Below are 18,344 nucleotides of genomic sequence, written 5' to 3' on the forward strand. Positions count from 1 at the left end.
TGAGCAAATGTAGAGGTGAATTATGTCGTTTAACATTGCATTGAGTGGCATTTCTGCTGCGCAGAAAGATTTGAATACTACTGCGAACAATATCGCGAATGCTAACACCATTGGCTTTAAAGAGTCGCGTGCTGAATTTGCGGATGTTTACGCTAATTCAATTTTCTCAAACTCAAAAACCGCTGTGGGTGGCGGTGTGGCTACGAGCCAAGTGGCGCAGCAATTCCACCAAGGTAGTTTGCAACTGACGAATAACTCGTTAGATTTAGCGATTAAAGGCGGTGGCTTTTTTGTAACTGCGTCCGAGATAGGTACCTTGGATCATCAGTTTACTCGGGCAGGTGCTTTCAAAGTCGACAAAAATAATTATATGGTTGACTCAGCAGGGAATTTTTTGCAGACCTTTCCAGTAGATAAAGATGGTAACTCTACCTCTGTCAGTTTAACGACAGCTAAGCCAGTACAAATTCCTGATACTGCAGGTAGCCCTGTTCAAACTGAAAACGTGACTTTGCAGATGAATTTAAATGCAAAAGAAGGTTCACTCGATCCTGCTGCTTTTGATCCCTTAGACTCCAAAACCTATAACAGTGTGACATCCATGACGATTTATGACTCTCTGGGTGAGCCACATATCATGACGACCTATTTCGTCAAGCCAAATAATGGCTCATATAATGGTGAAAACAACTGGGTTGCATACTATGCCATTGATGGTAAACAAGTTGATATTTCTGGCCCTGCTGGTACATATCAGACTGACACCAATGGTGATGGCACTCCCGATGCCTCTGGCACAGCTCAAACGGCTGGCGGCTGGAAGGGATCGGTTCTGAAGTTTAATTCTGTCGGTGTGTATACTGGGAGTGATCCGGCAGTCGTTGCCACCGAAGCGCTAGGGGTTGGCGGCGCTGGTGTGTTAGGCCCTGGTGCTGATGGCACTCAAGCCGTGACTATTAAATTTAATGCACCAACCCAATATTCAGCTCCTTTTGCCGCCACTGAATTGTCACAGGACGGTACCACAGTAGGGCGTTTAACCAATGTCGAAATTGGTGAAGATGGTTTGATCACTGCCAGTTATTCCAATGGTTCAACAGTGCCATTAGCCCGCGTTGCTTTAGTTCGCTTTGCAAACGAGCAAGGTTTGACACAAGTGGGTAATACCTCGTGGAAAGCCAGTTTATCGTCAGGTCCTGCGCTGGCTGGTGAGCCTAACAGTGGTACGTTTGGTAGTCTCAGTTCTTCAGCGTTAGAGCAATCTAACATTGACTTGACGACTGAGCTGGTGGATTTGATTTCGGCACAACGTAACTTCCAAGCCAACTCACGTACGCTGGAAGTGAATAACACTCTGCAACAAACTGTTCTGCAAATTCGTTAAGTTAATCTTGCCTCTGCTAAGTGTTGCCGCAAGCGGCAACACTTAGCCTCTTTCTGTTGTGCATTCATTCGTTTATTAAAATCTCCTAATTTATCAGTTAACTAGCTGCTTATTTTATTGGCATGATGCTTGCTTTGCTATTGTCAGGTTGAAACTTTGACGGAGCAGTCTGTGGACAAATTCCTTTATATCTCCATGAGCGGCGCTAAGCAAAATATGAATGAGTTGGCGTTGCGTGCCAACAACTTAGCCAACGCAAATACCGATGGATTTAAGTCGGATATGGCGCAAGCCAGATCGATGCAAGCCTTTGGTGAAGGATTGCCGACAAGGGTCTTTGCCATGGTTGAAACCCCCTCCGCCAATTTTCGTTCGGGCCCGATTAAATCTACTGGACGCGATCTTGACGTTGCCATTAAAGGTGACGGTTGGTTTGCCGTGCAAGCACAGGATGGTAGTGAAGCTTATACCCGTTCTGGCAGTCTCAGTTTTGACTCAACAGGTTTATTGCATAACGACCGCGGTAATCCCGTGATGGGTGATGCCGGACCGATTGTGTTACCGCTGCCAATTGAAAAGGTCACTATTTCACAGGATGGGATTATCTCTGTTCGTCCTCAAGGTGCGACGACAGAAGTCGTCGAAGAGGTAGGAAGATTAAAGTTAGTAAACCCTGGCAATGCACAAATGATGCGCGGCGAGGATGGGTTGTTCCGTTTGGTATCCGGTGATCCGGCGCCTGCCGATCCCAGTGTATTTGTAGAAAGTGGTGCTGTAGAGGGCAGTAACGTCAACCCCGTAGATGAGATGGTGTCCTTAATCGACCTACAGCGACAATTTGAATTGCAAGTGAAGATGATGAAAACCGCGGAAGAAAATGACCGCGCTTCATCCTCATTAATGCGGATTAGTTAGGAGATAAATTATGCATCCAGCGTTATGGATTAGTAAAACTGGCTTAGACGCACAGCAAACCGATATTGCGGTGATTTCAAACAACGTCGCTAACGCCAGTACTGTGGGCTATAAAAAAAGCCGCGCGGTATTTGAAGACTTACTTTATCAAACTGTTAACCAAGCGGGTGGGATCAGCGCCTCTAACACTAAGTTGCCAAACGGTTTGAACATTGGTGCGGGTACCAAGGTGGTAGCCACCCAAAAAATGTTTACCCAAGGCAATATGCTGACCACGGATAACTCGCTCGATTTGATGATTGAAGGTCCTGGATTTTTCGAAGTGCAGCTCCCCGATGGGACTACGGCTTATACCCGTAATGGTCAATTTACCTTAGATGATACAGGGCAAATTGTCACGCCGGGTTCGGGTTATGTGTTGCAACCTGCGATCACTATTCCTGAGGATGCAACCAGTATTACGGTCTCTGCTGAAGGGGAAGTTTCGGTAAAAACACCAGGTGCGGCGGAAAACCAGGTCGTTGGGCAGCTCAGTATGACCGACTTTATTAACCCGTCGGGTTTAGATCCTATGGGACAAAACCTATACACCGAAACTGGTGCGAGTGGTACGCCTATTCAAGGCACTGCATCACTTGATGGTATGGGAGCGATTCGTCAAGGTGCGTTAGAAACCTCTAACGTGAACGTGACCGAAGAGCTAGTTAACCTCATTGAAAGTCAGCGGATCTACGAGATGAACTCCAAAGTGATTTCGGCGATCGATCAGATGCTGGCTTATGTGAATCAGAATCTATAGAGGCACATGATTATGGCTAGATATCTACTATTGGCTAGTACGCTCTTGCTGGCGGCATGTAGTTCAACTCCAAAGAAGCCGATTGCGGATGATCCCTTCTATGCCCCAGTTTATCCCGAAGCACCACCGACTAAAATTGCTGCAACGGGGTCGATTTACCAAGATAGCCAAGCGGCGAGTCTTTACTCGGATATTCGTGCCCATAAAGTCGGTGACATTATCACTATCGTGTTGAAAGAAGCGACTCAGGCGAAAAAGAGTGCCGGTAATCAGATCAAAAAAGGTTCTGATATGACACTCGATCCCATTTATGCCGGTGGGAGCAATGTGTCTTTAGGCGGTATTCCCCTCGATTTACGCTACAAAGACAGCATGAATACTAAGCGTGAATCCGATGCAGATCAAAGCAATAGCTTAGATGGCAGTATCTCCGCCAATATTATGCAAGTGCTCAATAACGGTAACTTAGTTGTGCGCGGTGAAAAGTGGATTTCAATCAACAATGGTGATGAGTTTATTCGCGTGACCGGTATTGTACGCTCGCAGGATATCAAGCCAGATAACACCATTGATTCAACCCGTATGGCCAATGCGCGTATTCAATATAGCGGTACTGGTACTTTCGCCGAAGCGCAAAAAGTGGGCTGGTTAAGCCAGTTCTTTATGAGCGATTGGTGGCCCTTCTAAGGAGTCATATCATGAAATATAAACTCATTTTGGCCGTTGTTATGTTAGCGTTTTCGATGCCAAGCCAGGCTGAACGCATTAAAGATATTGCTAATGTGCAAGGGGTACGAAATAACCAGTTAATTGGTTATGGCTTAGTCGTGGGGTTACCTGGTACGGGTGAGAAAACCAATTACACAGAGCAAACATTCACCACCATGCTTAAAAATTTCGGCATCAATTTGCCTGAAAATTTTAGACCCAAAATCAAAAACGTAGCCGTGGTTGCTGTGCATGCCGATATGCCAGCGTTTATTAAACCGGGCCAAGAATTGGATGTGACCGTTTCAAGCCTCGGTGAAGCAAAAAGCTTACGTGGTGGGACGTTATTGCAAACCTTCCTCAAAGGGGTTGATGGCAATGTATATGCGATTGCCCAAGGCAGCTTAGTGGTAAGTGGTTTTAGTGCCGATGGTTTGGATGGTTCGAAAGTGATTCAAAACACGCCAACGGTTGGCCGTATTCCTAACGGCGCAATTGTTGAACGCACTGTGGCTACGCCGTTTTCTACTGGCGATTATTTGACGTTTAACCTACGTCGCTCGGATTTTTCGACCGCGCAGCGTATGGCCGATGCGATTAATGATCTGCTCGGCCCTGATATGGCACGCCCATTGGATGCAACGTCGATTCAGGTCAGTGCACCAAGGGATGTATCACAACGGGTGTCTTTTTTAGCTACGCTCGAAAATATTGAGGTGGAACCTGCTGAGGAGTCTGCCAAAGTGATTGTGAATTCGCGTACTGGCACGATAGTCGTTGGGCAGAACGTCAAGTTATTACCTGCGGCTGTGACTCATGGTGGTTTGACGGTGACGATCGCCGAAGCGACTCAGGTGTCTCAGCCAAATGCGCTAGCCAATGGCCAAACAACAGTGACCAGCAATAGCACGATAAATGCGACTGAAAGTGATCGCAGGATGTTTATGTTTAATCCCGGCACGACCTTAGATGAATTAGTGCGCGCCGTGAATTTGGTCGGTGCAGCCCCTTCAGATGTCCTTGCCATTCTGGAGGCGTTAAAAGTGGCAGGTGCTTTGCATGGTGAACTTATCATCATCTAATTTCTGTCGGGAAAATCATGGAAAAGCTTTCAAGTTCATCACATTTTCTTGATCTGGGCGGGCTGGATAACTTGCGCGCCCAGGCTCAGAAAGATGAAAAGGGCGCTTTGAAAAAAGTCGCCCAGCAATTTGAAGGCGTTTTTGTGCAAATGCTGATGAAGAGCATGCGTGATGCTAATGCGGTGTTCGAGTCTGACAGTCCTCTCAATAGTCAATACACTAAGTTTTATGAGCAGATGCGGGATCAGCAATTGTCCGTCGACTTATCGGATAAAGGTGTGCTGGGACTGGCTGACATGATGGTGCAGCAGTTGTCTCCTGAGTCAAGCCAGCTAACACCTGCATCGGTGCTACGTAATGATGGTGGCATGAAACTAGAACATGACGCTAAAGCCTTTAATATTCCTGTTCAAGCCCCATCGACTGCTGAAGCTATAAATAGCAACACTTCAGAACAAGCCGTACAAGGTGTACCTGTATCGATAGCGCGTCCAAATGTTGAATTTGAAAAGGCCGATGGTGTCACTTCTTCCTTAGACATTGACCGACCTGAACGCTTGTTGGCGATAGATACACCTAAGCCAAGCTGGTCTGAGCAACCCTTATCACCGATAGAACCTGTTATCAGCGGCCAAATATTGCCGACAGTGGCATTTAGAGAAACGCAAAAGACGCTTAAGTTTGGTAGCCGTGAAGAATTTTTAGCGACGTTATATCCCCATGCAGAAAAAGCGGCTAAGGCTTTGGGTACCCAACCTGAAGTGCTACTGGCGCAGTCGGCGCTCGAAACCGGTTGGGGACAGAAAATTGTACGAGGTAGCAATGGTGCACCTAGTCACAACCTATTCAACATTAAGGCTGATCGCCGTTGGCTTGGGGATAAGGCTAACGTGAGTACCTTGGAATTCGAGCAGGGTATTGCCGTTAGACAAAAAGCCGATTTTCGCGTTTACACTGATTTTGAACATAGTTTTAACGATTTTGTCACCTTTATTGCTGAGGGTGAGCGTTATCAAGATGCTAAAAAAGTCGCCGCTTCACCAACCCAATTTATTCGTGCATTGCAGGATGCGGGCTATGCCACCGATCCAAAATATGCTGAGAAAGTCATTAAAGTGATGCAGACAATAAGCCAAGAGCTTAAGTCGATACTGCAAGGAGAAGACAAATGATAAATCTTCATAGGTTATTAGTTCTGAGGAGTGTCGGCTAATGGCGATTGACCTATTAAATATTGCTCGTACTGGGGTGCTAGCCTCGCAGTCGCAACTTGGGGTTACCAGTAATAACATTGCCAACGCGAATACCGCAGGTTATCACAGGCAGGTGGCAACCCAGTCGACGCTAGAGTCACAACGGCTTGGTAATAGTTTTTATGGCACGGGGACTTACGTTGATGATGTAAAACGTATTTACAACGACTATGCGGCAAGAGAATTACGTATTGGACAAACAACCCTAAGTGGTGCTGAAGCGAGTTATGGCAAACTCAGTGAGCTCGATCAACTGTTTTCTCAAATCGGTAAAATGGTACCTCAGAGCTTAAACTCTCTTTTTACTGGATTAAACAGTCTCGCGGATTTGCCCGCTGACTTAGGTATTCGTAGTTCAACCCTAAACGATGCTAAACAATTGGCTAATAGTTTGAATCAGATGCAATCGAGCTTAAATGGCCAGATGACGCAAACTAATGATCAGATCACAGGTATGACTAAGCGTATCAACGAGATTAGTAAGGAGTTGGCTAATTTAAATCTCGAGCTGATGAAATCGCCAAATCAAGATGCCATGTTACTCGATAAACAAGATGCGCTCATTCAAGAGCTAAGCCAATATGCTCAAGTGAATGTTATTCCTCAAGAGAATGGTGCCAAAAGCATTATGTTGGGCGGCTCGGTGATGTTGGTTTCCGGTGAAATCGCCATGACGATGGATACTAAAACTGGAGATCCATTTCCCAATGAATTGCAATTGACGTCAAGTATTGGCTCACAAAGTGTTGCTGCCGATCCGAGTAAATTAGGCGGGCAATTAGGTGCGCTGTTTGAGTACCGTGATCAAACATTAATTCCGGCAAGTCACGAGCTCGATCAGTTAGCCCTAGGGATTGCTGATAACTTCAATAAAATGCAAGCTCAAGGATTTGATCTCAATGGTCAAGTTGGATCGAATATCTTTAGGGATATTAATGATCCTTTAATGTCATTGGGTCGTGTTGGTGGCTATTCAAACAATACTGGTAACGCAACTTTAGGTGTGAATATTGATGATACGCGTTTATTAACGGGTGGCTCATATGAGTTATCTTTTACTGCGCCGGCCTCCTATGAATTAAGGGATACAGAAACCGGGGTAATTACACCACTGACCTTAAATGGGTCGACCTTAGAAGGTGGTGCTGGATTTTCAATCGATATTAAAGCTGGGGCGATGGCTTCAGGTGATCGCTTTGTTATTCGCCCTACTGCGGGCGCCGCTAACGGCATTACCGTTGAAATGACGGATCCAAAAGGCATTGCCGCCGCTTCGCCTAAAATAACCGCTGATGCAGCGAACTCAGGTAATACCCAAGTTAAGTTGACGCAAATTACGAATCGCAGTGCAGCCAATTTTCCTATTACTGGCAGTGAATTGACGATCCAGCTCGATACCACCGCGATACCTCCAACCTATGAAGCATTTGATGCCTCCGGAACCTCCCTTGGCGCTGCCGCTCCTTATACTCCCCCAAGTATAAGTGCCTTTGGTTTTACCTTTGAAGTTGATAGTACCGCAGCCGCCAGTAATGACAGATTTACCTTTAACCTAGCCTTTGCTGAAGGCGACAACTCTAACGCCGTTGCTATGGCCAAATTGAGTGAAAGTAAAGTGATGAATGGGGGGAAGTCAACCTTAGCGGATGTATTTGAAAATACAAAAATTGACATAGGCAGTAAGACAAAAGCGGCCGAAGTGCGTGTAGGGTCTGCAGAGGCTATTTACCAACAAGCCTATGCCAGAGTAGAAAGCGAATCGGGCGTCAACTTAGATGAAGAAGCCGCCAATTTAATGCGTTTTCAACAAGCTTATCAAGCCTCAGCCCGTATCATGACTACGGCACAACAAATTTTTGACACCCTATTAACTTCAGTGCGTTAGGAGATTTAATCATGCGACTATCATCCGCGCAGATCTTTAATCAAAGCATTACGAGTGTACTGCAAAAGCAAACGGCAACTAGCAAGATCCTCGAACAGCTCAGTAGTGGCAAAAAAGTCAATACTGCAGGTGATGATCCTGTCGCGGCGCTAGGTATCGATAACCTGAATCAACGCAATGCCTTAGTCGATCAATTTATGAAGAATATTGACTACGCGACTAATCGATTAGCAGTAACTGAAAGTAAGTTGGGGAGTGCCGAAAATCTGGCATCTTCCATACGTGAACAAGTTATGCGAGCGGTAAACGGCACTCTCGCGGATTCTGAGCGGCAAATGATTGCCGATGAAATGAAAGGCAGCTTAGAAGAACTCTTATCTATTGCCAATAGTAAGGATGAATCTGGCAATTATATGTTTTCTGGCTACAGCACGGATAAAGAGCCTTTTGCTTTCGATAACTCTACACCACCCAAAATAGTTTATAGCGGTGATTCTGGCATTCGAAATAGTTTAGTGCAGTCTGGCGTTGCACTAGGAACTAATGTCCCTGGCGACACCGCTTTTATGAAAGCCCCCAATGGACTTGGCGATTATAGTGTCAATTATTTGGCCAGCCAGCAGGGCGAGTTTAGTGTTAAAACGGCGAAGATTGCTGATCCAGCAACTTATCTAGCTGATACATATACATTTAATTTTTCAGATAATGGTTCTGGTGGAACCAATTTACAAGTACTTGATTCAGCCAATAATCCAGTGGCGAACATTGCTAATTTTGATGCGGCAACCCCTGTAAGTTTTAATGGTATTGAAGTCAACATTTCTGGAAAACCCAGCGCTGGCGATAGTTTCACCATGGAGCCACAGTCTGAAGTCAGCATTTTCGATACAATCAGTCGTGCGATCGCATTAATTGAAGATCCTAATTCAGCTAACACACCTCAAGGTCGATCTCAGTTGGCACAGATATTGAATGACATCGATAGTGGTGTCAATCAGATCAGTTCTGCCAGAAGTGTGGCGGGGAATAATCTGAAAGCCGTTGAAAGCTACAAAGATACTCACATCGAGGAACAAGTGTTGAATACATCTGCTCTATCTCGACTTGAGGATCTTGATTACGCGTCAGCGATTACGGAATTTGCAAAGCAGCAGCTTGCATTGAACGCAGTCTCTAGCGTGTTTAGTAAGGTGGGTTCTGTTTCCCTGTTTGATTATATTTAATCGTGATTTTTAGGTGTAATAGCCTAAATGCACTGGTAGTTTCAAGATTGGAAATGGCCAAGCTTCGAAGTCTTGGCAAGATACTTAGAAGAGGAAAATACTATGGCTATTACAGTTAATACCAACGTGACTTCGATGAAGGCACAGAAAAATTTAAATACATCCAGTAGTGGCTTAGCAACCTCTATGGAACGTCTATCGAGTGGTCTGCGTATTAATAGCGCCAAAGATGACGCTGCGGGTTTAGCAATCTCAAACCGTTTAAATAGTCAAGTGCGGGGCTTAGATGTGGGTATGCGTAATGCAAACGATGCCATTTCTATTGCCCAGATTGCTGAAGGCGCAATGCAAGAGCAGACTAATATGTTGCAACGTATGCGTGACTTGACTGTACAAGCTGAAAACGGTGCAAATAGTACCGATGATTTAGATGCAATACAAAAAGAGATCAATCAATTATCTGAAGAAATTACTGCCATTGGTGACAGCACCGCTTTTGGTAATACTCTACTGATGACTGGCCTATTTTCAACGGGTAAAACGTTCCAAGTGGGTCACCAAGAAGGTGAAGATATCACTATTTCCGTTGGTACTACTAATGCCGGGAGTTTATCTGTCAACGCATTAGCTATTGCTAGCGCAGGAGGTCGTTCCACTGCGCTAGCAAACATTGATGCAGCGATAAAAACCATTGATAACCAACGTGCAAACTTAGGCGCTAAACAAAACCGTTTAGCCTATAACATTAGTAACAGTGCTAATACCCAAGCTAACGTCGCCGATGCGAAGAGTCGAATTGTAGATGTCGACTTTGCCAAAGAAACCTCGGTAATGACGAAAAACCAAGTGTTACAGCAAACAGGTTCGGCGATGCTTGCGCAAGCGAATCAACTACCTCAAGTGGCGTTATCACTCTTAGGCTAATTTTAGTCACGCGAGGATATAGAAGTATTTTTTGCCTACTTTTTCTAGATTTCTAGAAGGGTAGGCAAAGTTTTTTACTGGGTAAAATAATTATCGCCATGAAAAATAGATTATTTTTAAAAATAAAATTTTTTTAAAAATAATCCTAAAGATAAAAAAGGTGCTGCCGTTAAATATACTGTAACCACTAAGACCCGCCTGGCTTAAGTAGACAGGCAATTTAGCTAACAAGCCAGGTATAAAGAGGAAACGATCATGGCCATTACAGTAAACACTAACGTCACATCTTTAAAAGCACAGAAAAACTTAAACTCTTCAGCAAGCGGTTTGGCCACATCAATGGAACGTTTATCCAGTGGTCTGCGTATTAATAGTGCTAAGGATGATGCTGCAGGTTTAGCGATCTCTAACCGCTTAAACAGCCAAGTACGTGGTCTGGATGTCGGTATGCGTAACGCTAACGATGCAATTTCAATCGCCCAAATCTCTGAAGGTGCGATGCAAGAACAGACTAACATGTTACAGCGTATGCGTGACTTAACTGTTCAAGCTGAAAACGGTGCCAACAGTACCGATGACTTAGATGCAATACAAAAAGAGATTGATCAGTTAGCATTAGAAATCACTGAAATTGGTACCAATACCGCTTTTGGTAGCACAAAGTTACTTAATGGTGATTTTGCTGCCGGTAAAACCTTCCAAGTAGGGCACCAATCAGGTGAAGATATTACGATTTCTGTGGCAAAAACCACTGCATCAGCATTAAAGGTTGATAGTTTAGATATTACAGGCTCTGCCAGAGCCTCTGCACTGGCTGCGATTGATGCTGCGATTAAAACCATCGACAGTCAACGCGCAGATCTAGGTGCTAAGCAAAACCGTTTAGCCTATAACATTAGTAACAGTGCTAATACGCAAGCTAACGTCGCCGATGCGAAGAGCCGTATTGTGGATGTGGATTTTGCGAAAGAAACGTCGCAAATGACTAAGAACCAAGTGTTACAACAAACAGGTTCTGCGATGTTGGCGCAAGCTAACCAATTACCTCAAGTGGCCTTATCACTACTTTAATAACATACTGAAGTATAAGGCTCTAAGGGAGGTTCGGAGACGGATCTCCCTTTGCCACATAAATGGTCATTAAAGTTATAGTGTTTGTTAAGCCGTTAAAGACAAATGCTTAAGATGGTGAGGTATCGCTATGGATATTAATATAGCAAGCACAACAATGACGGCTTCAAACCGTGTTGATTTGGCTCAAGTACCACTGAAAACACCCATAGCAGATGTTGAATTAAAACGCGATGCTGCTGTATCTACGGTTGAACAGTCTACAGAGCAAAGTGCGGCAGAGAATGAACAAAATCCCGGAAAGTTAACTCAAGTGGTATCTGAGCTTTCTGATATGATGTCTATGATGCGTAAAGGTCTCGCATTTAAGGTTGATGAAAACTCTGGTCAAGCCGTCGTCACTGTGTTGGATAGAGATACGGGTGATGTGATTAGGCAGATGCCCAGTGAGGAAGCGCTCAAGTTAGCCGAAAAACTGTCTGAAGTGACTGGGCTTTTGATGAAAACAGAGGCTTAAAATTCACACAATTTTATATATCCGTTGATAGGTAAGAGGTTTATATGGCATTAACAGCGACAGGTATTGGTTCAGGGTTAGATGTTGATAACATTGTAAAAGTATTAGTGGATGCTGAAAAAACTCCTAAAGAAGCAATGTTTAAAGCACAAGAAGACAGCATTAAAGCTGAGGTTTCTGCTATGGGAACCTTAAAAAGCGCACTGACGACATTTCAGGATGCCGTAAAAAAATTACAAACCGGTGAGGCTTTAAATCAACGCAAAATATCCGTTAGTAATAGTACATATTTAACTGCAACTGCTGATAAAACAGCTCAAACAGGTAGTTATGCTATTAAAGTTGAACAGCTCGCTGTCAATCATAAAATTGCTGGAACGAATGTAACTGATCCTGCATTAGGTGTCGGTGAGGGGAGTCTAGCTTTTGGGGTCAATGGTAATAATTTTTCCGTGGACGTATCGGCAACGGATTCTCTTGATGCGATAGCGAAAAAAGTCAATGAAGCACCCGATAATGTCGGTGTCACTGCCACCGTTATAACCAGTGACGCCGGAAGTCGATTAGTTTTTAGTTCCGATAAATCTGGCGAAGATAACCAAATCAGCATCACGGCTACAGATACCACAGGCTCTGGCCTTAGCAATATGTTTGATGCAATGAATACCACAACGCTTCAAGATGCAAAAAATGCTGTCCTCTACATTGATAATCAAAAAGTCACCTCGCAAACTAATGAAGTTAAGAATGCGATTACAGGTGTGACTTTACAGTTAACAGATGCTGATCTTACTAAAACCACTTCACTCAAAATAGAACAAGATAACGATGCAGTTAAAACAAACGTTAAGGCATTTGTTGATGCCTACAATAGCTTAGTTACAACGGTCGATAAGCTGTCATCCTACGATCAAGATACAAATACTGCAGCGGCATTGCAGGGCGACTCGATGATCCGTTCGATTGAATCACAACTCCGTAGTATTGCGAGCGAACGAGTGCCTACCGAAGATGGTGGTTCTATAGCTTTGTATGATATAGGTATCACAACAGATAGATATGGTAAGTTATCTATTGATGATACTAAGCTTGATAAAGTGCTTTCTGAGGATATGTCTAGTGTTGAAGCTCTCTTTGCTACACCAGAAAAAGGCTTAGCTAATCGGTTTTACGATGTTTCTGAAAGCTATGTTAAATCCCGAGGCGTGATTGCAGATAGAGAGACAAGTTATACTAATCAGCAAAGTAGGTTAGCAGAACAAAGAGAAGCTTTTACTCTTAAAATGGACCAGTTAACTGCCCGTTTAACAAAACAGTTTAATGCAATGGATCTTGTCGTAGGACAACTTAACCAGCAGAGTAGTGCTTTACTTGCTAGTTTAAACTCGCTTCCTGGAGTAGTTAAAAAGAGTTAGTAAGTAAGGAAACGTCTAGTGAAACAACTTAATGAACTTAATGAACTTAATATAACGCTCAGCGACACATTGAATCAGTTAACTCGCATCCCCGCAGAATATCCTCAAACTGACGAGTTGGTGTCAAATTTGCAGGTACTCGTTGGAGAGCGTCAACTTTTACTCAATGTATTAGTGGCTGATGCTAGCATGACGGACGCTGATTATCTTCAGTGTCAGCTTGACCTCACTAAAGAGTTCACTATTAAGGCAAATCACATCATGGCGGACAGGCAAGCATTATTACATGCGGGCAGTAAGAATAAGCGCAAGATCAGTGTTTACGAGACTATAGATTCAAATAGGTAGGTGTTTATGAGAGGTTCACTGCAATCATATCGTAAGGTTTCGTTAGAAAGTGAAATTACTGTTGCTTCACCGCATCGCATTATTCAGCTGATGTTTGCAGGGGCATTACAACGCTTGGCTCAGAGCCGTTACGCTATCGAACAAAATGATTTAGTCAATAAAGGTATTTATATCAGTAAGGCTATTGGAATTATTACAGGATTGAGTAATAGTTTAAATATGGATGCTGGTGGGCAAATAGCTAAAAATTTGAGTGATTTATACGATTTTATGCTACGTAAGATTTCTGAAGCTAACCTCAATAACGATGTAAAGGCCATTGATGATGTTTGTGATATTTTACGAACCATCAAAGAAGGGTGGGATGCCATCCCTATAGATAAACACAATATCTCTTCCCATACTGAAGAAGCTCGTTAACCCTACTTTTAAGTAATAAAAAAGACGCACCCTAAAGTGCGTCTTTTTTGTCTTGTGTCAATTAATTGACCTTTTTAGCTAGAATCATAGCTTAAATGAACTAAAATCAATTCAGTTTGGCAGAATCGGCATTCGAGGCTTGCTTCTCGACTGCTGATAATACAATATTCATCACAGTAGTGATGGTGGCACAGATTGTTACATTGAATTTGTTAAGCTTTTACAGCAACTAATCATAAAATAATTAATGCAAATTAATACATATTAGAGCTTTACGGCCTACTGAATGATGCAAACAGATCAACGAATTTTACTTGTCGGAACCCCATCAGAGCGCTTAAGTCGCCTGTGCTGCATTTTTGAATTTTTGGGTGAGCAGATTGAAATCGTCGCCATCGAAAAGTTAAGTATTTGTCTGCAAGATACTCGGTTCCGCGCTTTAGTGGTCAGTGCTGATAATATGCCTGCTGATGCACTCAAGTCACTTGCGAGTCAGTACCCATGGCAACCCATTTTGTTATTTGGCAATGTAGATGATCTGCAAGTGTCTAATGTGCTGGGTCAGATTGAAGAGCCACTAAACTACCCACAACTAACCGAACTCCTGCATTTTTGTCAGGTTTATGGGCAAGTCAAACGTCCACAAGTCCCAACCAGTGCAAATCAAACCAAACTGTTTCGTAGCTTAGTGGGTCGTAGTGAAGGCATTGCCAATGTGCGTCACTTGATTAGCCAAGTCGCCACCTCTGATGCCACTGTATTAGTCCTGGGTCAGTCGGGGACGGGTAAGGAAGTGGTTGCTCGGAACATTCATTATTTATCTGAGCGCCGAGATGGTCCTTTTATTCCGGTTAACTGTGGCGCGATTCCGCCTGAGTTATTGGAGAGTGAATTATTTGGCCATGAAAAGGGCTCTTTTACTGGGGCAATTAGTTCTCGTAAGGGCCGTTTCGAACTTGCCGAAGGTGGCACGCTGTTCCTCGATGAAATTGGCGACATGCCTTTGCAAATGCAGGTAAAATTGCTGCGCGTGTTGCAAGAACGTGTCTTTGAGCGTGTTGGGGGAACTAAAACGATTAATGCTGATGTACGTGTCGTAGCGGCAACCCATAGGGATCTTGAAACTATGATCAGCAGCAATGAGTTCCGTGAAGATCTTTATTACCGCCTTAACGTCTTCCCGATCGAAATGCCAGCATTAAGTGAGCGTAAGGATGATGTTCCTTTACTGCTGCAAGAGTTAGTGAGTCGTGTCTATAACGAGGGACGTGGCAAAGTTCGTTTTACTCAGCGTGCTATTGAATCGTTAAAAGAACATGCTTGGTCAGGTAACGTCCGGGAATTATCTAACCTGGTTGAACGCCTAACGATTTTATATCCAGGCGGTTTGGTCGATGTGAACGACTTACCGATAAAGTATCGTCATATTGATGTGCCTGAGTATAGTGTCGAACTCAGTGAAGAGCAGCAAGAACGTGATGCGCTCGCTTCGATTTTTACCAGCGAAGAGCCAGTAGAAATTCCTGAAACGCGTTTCCCCAGTGAGTTACCACCTGAAGGCGTTAACCTCAAGGATCTGCTGGCAGAGCTTGAAATCGATATGATTCGCCAGGCGTTAGAGCTGCAGGATAACGTGGTTGCGCGTGCCGCCGAAATGCTCGGTATTCGCCGTACTACCTTGGTTGAGAAAATGCGTAAGTACGGAATGACGAAAGAATAGTCATTTTGATGTTATTTATCTTATTGTTTTACCTATCTAAATTCATTTCTTAATTTGGCATAGAATCTGCAGGCACTCCGTCATAAGCAATTTTTTGACGGAGTGACTATGTCTGCTCATCCACTAGCGCAAATTGAAACATTCAAGCACACTAGCAAACAATGGAACCAACTGCGTGAGGCCGCCAATATGTCCAATCGGATGGAGCATATTTTACAGGCTATGCCCTCTGGCGTGGTGATTTTGAACGGTGATGGTATTGTCACTGATGCAAACCCCGTTGCCGTCGAATTGCTGGAGCAGTCGTTATGCGGCGCCCGCTGGATTGATGTGATCCATACGGCGTTTGCGCCACAGGACGATGATGGCCATGAAGTCTCATTACGCAATGGCCGCCGAGTCAAATTTGCGATTACCCCATTAACGCCGGAACCTGGCCAATTAATTGTGCTGACGGATCTGACCGAAACTCGTCTACTGCAAAAGAATCTTTCCCATCTGCAGCGTTTATCCGCGCTCGGTAAGATGGTGGCGACATTGGCCCATCAAGTCCGTACGCCACTCTCTGCTGCCTTGTTGTATGCATCTAACTTAGCTAGCCCTAAATTATCAGACTCTGCCAAGGTTAAGTTTCAACAGAAACTGGTTGATAGGCTTAATGAGTTGGAAAGACAAGTTAACGATATGCTGTTGATGGCAAAAGGCCGTCAAGATGAGCTTGGTGAATTAGTTTCCCTGAGTGATGTGATAGCCAACGTAATGGGAAACTGTGATCCTATTGCGGAACAGCAAGGTTGCAAACTTTCTTTTACTAATACTTCGAGTGGATTATTGCTCGCAAATTCAAGCGCGCTAAGCTCAGCAATTAATAATCTCGTCATCAACAGTCTCGAAGCTGGAGCGAGTCAGATCCGTATCCTTGCCACAGAGTCAAGGGATCAATTAATGCTAGAGGTTATTGATAACGGTAGAGGTTTAGATGCGAAGATGCAGCAGAAAGTGATGGAACCCTTTTTCACAACCAAAGCTCAAGGGACAGGACTTGGATTAGCCGTTGTGCAATCCGTTGTGCGTAATCATGGCGGCCAACTGCAATTAAGCTGTATGCCCAATAAAGGTTGTACTGTTTCGCTTACTTTCCCGCAGGCTAAATCTGCTACTGTATTGCCGCTGGAGAAACCCTATGTCTGAAGCCAAATTACTCTTAGTCGAAGACGATGCATCCTTACGCGAGGCGTTGCTGGACACCTTAATGTTGGCACAATACGACTGTATTGATGTGGCATCTGGTGAAGAAGCCATAATCGCACTAAAACAACATCAATTTGATCTTGTGATCAGCGATGTGCAGATGCAGGGCATTGGCGGCTTAGGATTATTAAATTACTTACAGCAACATCACCCCAAGCTGCCAGTGTTATTGATGACGGCGTATGCCACCATTGGCAGTGCGGTCAGTGCAATTAAATTGGGCGCCGTCGATTATCTGGCAAAACCCTTCGCTCCAGAGGTGTTGCTCAATCAAGTTTCCCGCTATTTACCACTCAAACAAAATAGCGATCAACCTGTGGTTGCCGATGAAAAGAGCATTGCATTATTATCCTTAGCACAGCGGGTTGCAGCTTCTGATGCTTCGGTGATGATCCTCGGGCCAAGCGGTTCGGGTAAAGAAGTGCTAGCCCGTTATATTCATCAACATAGCAGCCGTGCAGACAAAGCATTTGTGGCCATCAACTGTGCGGCCATCCCCGAGAATATGCTCGAGGCGACCTTATTTGGTTATGAAAAGGGCGCCTTTACCGGTGCTTATCAGGCATGCCCCGGTAAATTCGAACAAGCACAGGGCGGAACTTTATTACTCGATGAAATTTCAGAGATGGATTTAGGGTTACAGGCCAAACTGCTGCGCGTATTGCAAGAGCGCGAAGTGGAGCGGTTAGGCGGTCGCAAAACCATTAAGTTAGATGTTCGGGTGCTTGCCACTTCGAATCGGGATTTAAAAGCCGTGGTTGCCGCGGGGCAATTTAGGGAAGATCTCTATTATCGTATTAACGTGTTTCCACTGACGTGGCCTGCACTGAATCAACGCCCTGCGGATATTTTACCCTTAGCTCGGCATTTACTCACAAAACACGCAAAGGCACTGAGTATCATCGACGTACCCGAATTTGATGAGGCCGCATGCCGCCGTTTACTTAGCCATCGCTGGCCAGGTAATGTGCGAGAGCTCGATAACGTTGTGCAGCGAGCCTTGATTTTGCGATCAGATACTGTGATTACTGCCAATGACATTATTATTGATGCTCAAGATGTGCCGTTATCATCCGATGATGCTGAATATTGCAGTGAGCCAGAGGGGTTAGGTGAAGAGTTAAAGGCGCAGGAACATGTGATCATTCTCGAAACCCTAGCGCAATGCCAAGGCAGCCGTAAGTTGGTTGCTGAGAAACTTGGGATCAGCGCGCGCACCTTAAGATACAAGATGGCCAGAATGCGCGATATGGGGATTCAATTGCCTAACTAAGTCGAGTTTTGCAACCTTTCTAGCACCATCGCCACTGGTTATCCTTTGGCGATTTCACACCTATGACCTCTGCAATTCTTTTTAGCTCGGCCAAGTAAAAACTTGGCCGTAGTTTTGCATATCCTCGTTATCTTGAGAGTTTAATCGTCAATAACT

General features: G+C 44.4%; 17 protein-coding genes. All 17 read left to right on the forward strand.

The annotated features are described in order from the left end of the window. Positions 1–22 precede the first annotated feature (22 nt). The 17 genes from flgE to AEA42_RS08150 all read left to right on the forward strand — a co-directional run bounded on the left by flgE (position 23) and on the right by AEA42_RS08150 (position 18,188). Positions 23–1,384 carry a flagellar hook protein FlgE gene (gene flgE / locus AEA42_RS08070; protein ID WP_047539503.1) on the forward strand — a complete coding sequence of 454 codons (1,362 nt, stop codon included), beginning with the start codon at positions 23–25 and terminating at the stop codon, positions 1,382–1,384. A 171-nt stretch (positions 1,385–1,555) separates the two neighbouring features. Continuing rightward, positions 1,556–2,299 (forward strand): flagellar basal-body rod protein FlgF, encoded by a 744-nt coding sequence (gene flgF, locus AEA42_RS08075; RefSeq protein WP_011716399.1) that lies wholly within the window; start codon positions 1,556–1,558, stop codon positions 2,297–2,299. A 10-nt stretch (positions 2,300–2,309) separates the two neighbouring features. Then, positions 2,310–3,098, forward strand: coding sequence for a flagellar basal-body rod protein FlgG (gene flgG / locus AEA42_RS08080; protein ID WP_055647449.1), 789 nt, complete (start codon positions 2,310–2,312; stop codon positions 3,096–3,098). Positions 3,099–3,110: 12 nt separating this feature from the next. Then, positions 3,111–3,785, forward strand: coding sequence for a flagellar basal body L-ring protein FlgH (gene flgH / locus AEA42_RS08085; RefSeq protein WP_011716401.1), 675 nt, complete (start codon positions 3,111–3,113; stop codon positions 3,783–3,785). A gap of 11 nt (positions 3,786–3,796) precedes the next feature. Further along, positions 3,797–4,888: a flagellar basal body P-ring protein FlgI gene (locus AEA42_RS08090; protein ID WP_055647450.1), complete on the forward strand. Its 1,092-nt coding sequence runs from the start codon at positions 3,797–3,799 to the stop codon at positions 4,886–4,888. Positions 4,889–4,905: 17 nt separating this feature from the next. Further along, complete coding sequence (locus AEA42_RS08095) at positions 4,906–6,060, forward strand: flagellar assembly peptidoglycan hydrolase FlgJ (RefSeq protein ID WP_055647451.1); 1,155 nt, start codon at positions 4,906–4,908, stop codon at positions 6,058–6,060. Positions 6,061–6,100: 40 nt separating this feature from the next. Further along, complete coding sequence (gene flgK / locus AEA42_RS08100; protein ID WP_011716404.1) at positions 6,101–8,026, forward strand: flagellar hook-associated protein FlgK; 1,926 nt, start codon at positions 6,101–6,103, stop codon at positions 8,024–8,026. A gap of 11 nt (positions 8,027–8,037) precedes the next feature. After that, complete coding sequence (gene flgL / locus AEA42_RS08105) at positions 8,038–9,249, forward strand: flagellar hook-associated protein FlgL (RefSeq protein ID WP_055647452.1); 1,212 nt, start codon at positions 8,038–8,040, stop codon at positions 9,247–9,249. A gap of 102 nt (positions 9,250–9,351) precedes the next feature. Then, positions 9,352–10,173, forward strand: a complete 822-nt coding sequence (locus AEA42_RS08110; RefSeq protein WP_011716406.1) for a flagellin — start codon at positions 9,352–9,354, stop codon at positions 10,171–10,173. A 255-nt stretch (positions 10,174–10,428) separates the two neighbouring features. Then, on the forward strand, positions 10,429–11,244 hold the full coding sequence (locus AEA42_RS08115) for a flagellin (protein WP_055647453.1): 816 nt from the start codon (positions 10,429–10,431) through the stop codon (positions 11,242–11,244). Between the two features lie 130 nt (positions 11,245–11,374). Further along, positions 11,375–11,761: a flagellar protein FlaG gene (locus AEA42_RS08120; protein ID WP_055647454.1), complete on the forward strand. Its 387-nt coding sequence runs from the start codon at positions 11,375–11,377 to the stop codon at positions 11,759–11,761. Positions 11,762–11,805: 44 nt separating this feature from the next. Beyond that, entirely contained in the window at positions 11,806–13,176 is a 1,371-nt protein-coding gene (fliD, locus tag AEA42_RS08125; protein ID WP_037424801.1) for a flagellar filament capping protein FliD, read from the forward strand. Between the two features lie 18 nt (positions 13,177–13,194). Then, entirely contained in the window at positions 13,195–13,524 is a 330-nt protein-coding gene (locus tag AEA42_RS08130) for a hypothetical protein (protein WP_037424799.1), read from the forward strand. Positions 13,525–13,530: 6 nt separating this feature from the next. Next, entirely contained in the window at positions 13,531–13,944 is a 414-nt protein-coding gene (gene fliS, locus AEA42_RS08135; RefSeq protein ID WP_055647455.1) for a flagellar export chaperone FliS, read from the forward strand. A 286-nt stretch (positions 13,945–14,230) separates the two neighbouring features. Further along, complete coding sequence (locus AEA42_RS08140) at positions 14,231–15,664, forward strand: sigma-54 dependent transcriptional regulator (RefSeq protein ID WP_055647456.1); 1,434 nt, start codon at positions 14,231–14,233, stop codon at positions 15,662–15,664. Between the two features lie 108 nt (positions 15,665–15,772). Beyond that, positions 15,773–16,855, forward strand: coding sequence for an ATP-binding protein (locus tag AEA42_RS08145; protein ID WP_055647457.1), 1,083 nt, complete (start codon positions 15,773–15,775; stop codon positions 16,853–16,855). Next, positions 16,848–18,188 (forward strand): sigma-54 dependent transcriptional regulator, encoded by a 1,341-nt coding sequence (locus tag AEA42_RS08150; RefSeq protein WP_055647458.1) that lies wholly within the window; start codon positions 16,848–16,850, stop codon positions 18,186–18,188. The genes AEA42_RS08145 and AEA42_RS08150 overlap by 8 nt, the downstream gene beginning before the upstream one ends. The last annotated feature ends 156 nt before the right edge of the window (positions 18,189–18,344 follow it).

The sequence above is a fragment of the Shewanella sp. Sh95 genome, assembly GCF_001308045.1.
In the GTDB taxonomy this organism is placed as follows: domain Bacteria; phylum Pseudomonadota; class Gammaproteobacteria; order Enterobacterales; family Shewanellaceae; genus Shewanella; species Shewanella xiamenensis.

Bases quoted from the DNA above. Each gene is read 5' to 3' on its own strand.
- flgE (WP_047539503.1), top strand. From the start codon at position 23: ATGTCGTTTAACATTGCATTGAGTGGCATTTCTGCTGCGCAGAAAGAT.
- flgG (WP_055647449.1), top strand. From the start codon at position 2,310: ATGCATCCAGCGTTATGGATTAGTAAAACTGGCTTAGACGCACAGCAA.
- flgH (WP_011716401.1), top strand. From the start codon at position 3,111: ATGGCTAGATATCTACTATTGGCTAGTACGCTCTTGCTGGCGGCATGT.
- AEA42_RS08090 (WP_055647450.1), top strand. From the start codon at position 3,797: ATGAAATATAAACTCATTTTGGCCGTTGTTATGTTAGCGTTTTCGATG.
- AEA42_RS08095 (WP_055647451.1), top strand. From the start codon at position 4,906: ATGGAAAAGCTTTCAAGTTCATCACATTTTCTTGATCTGGGCGGGCTG.
- flgK (WP_011716404.1), top strand. From the start codon at position 6,101: ATGGCGATTGACCTATTAAATATTGCTCGTACTGGGGTGCTAGCCTCG.
- flgL (WP_055647452.1), top strand. From the start codon at position 8,038: ATGCGACTATCATCCGCGCAGATCTTTAATCAAAGCATTACGAGTGTA.
- AEA42_RS08110 (WP_011716406.1), top strand. From the start codon at position 9,352: ATGGCTATTACAGTTAATACCAACGTGACTTCGATGAAGGCACAGAAA.
- AEA42_RS08115 (WP_055647453.1), top strand. From the start codon at position 10,429: ATGGCCATTACAGTAAACACTAACGTCACATCTTTAAAAGCACAGAAA.
- AEA42_RS08120 (WP_055647454.1), top strand. From the start codon at position 11,375: ATGGATATTAATATAGCAAGCACAACAATGACGGCTTCAAACCGTGTT.
- fliD (WP_037424801.1), top strand. From the start codon at position 11,806: ATGGCATTAACAGCGACAGGTATTGGTTCAGGGTTAGATGTTGATAAC.
- fliS (WP_055647455.1), top strand. From the start codon at position 13,531: ATGAGAGGTTCACTGCAATCATATCGTAAGGTTTCGTTAGAAAGTGAA.
- AEA42_RS08140 (WP_055647456.1), top strand. From the start codon at position 14,231: ATGATGCAAACAGATCAACGAATTTTACTTGTCGGAACCCCATCAGAG.
- AEA42_RS08145 (WP_055647457.1), top strand. From the start codon at position 15,773: ATGTCTGCTCATCCACTAGCGCAAATTGAAACATTCAAGCACACTAGC.
- AEA42_RS08150 (WP_055647458.1), top strand. From the start codon at position 16,848: ATGTCTGAAGCCAAATTACTCTTAGTCGAAGACGATGCATCCTTACGC.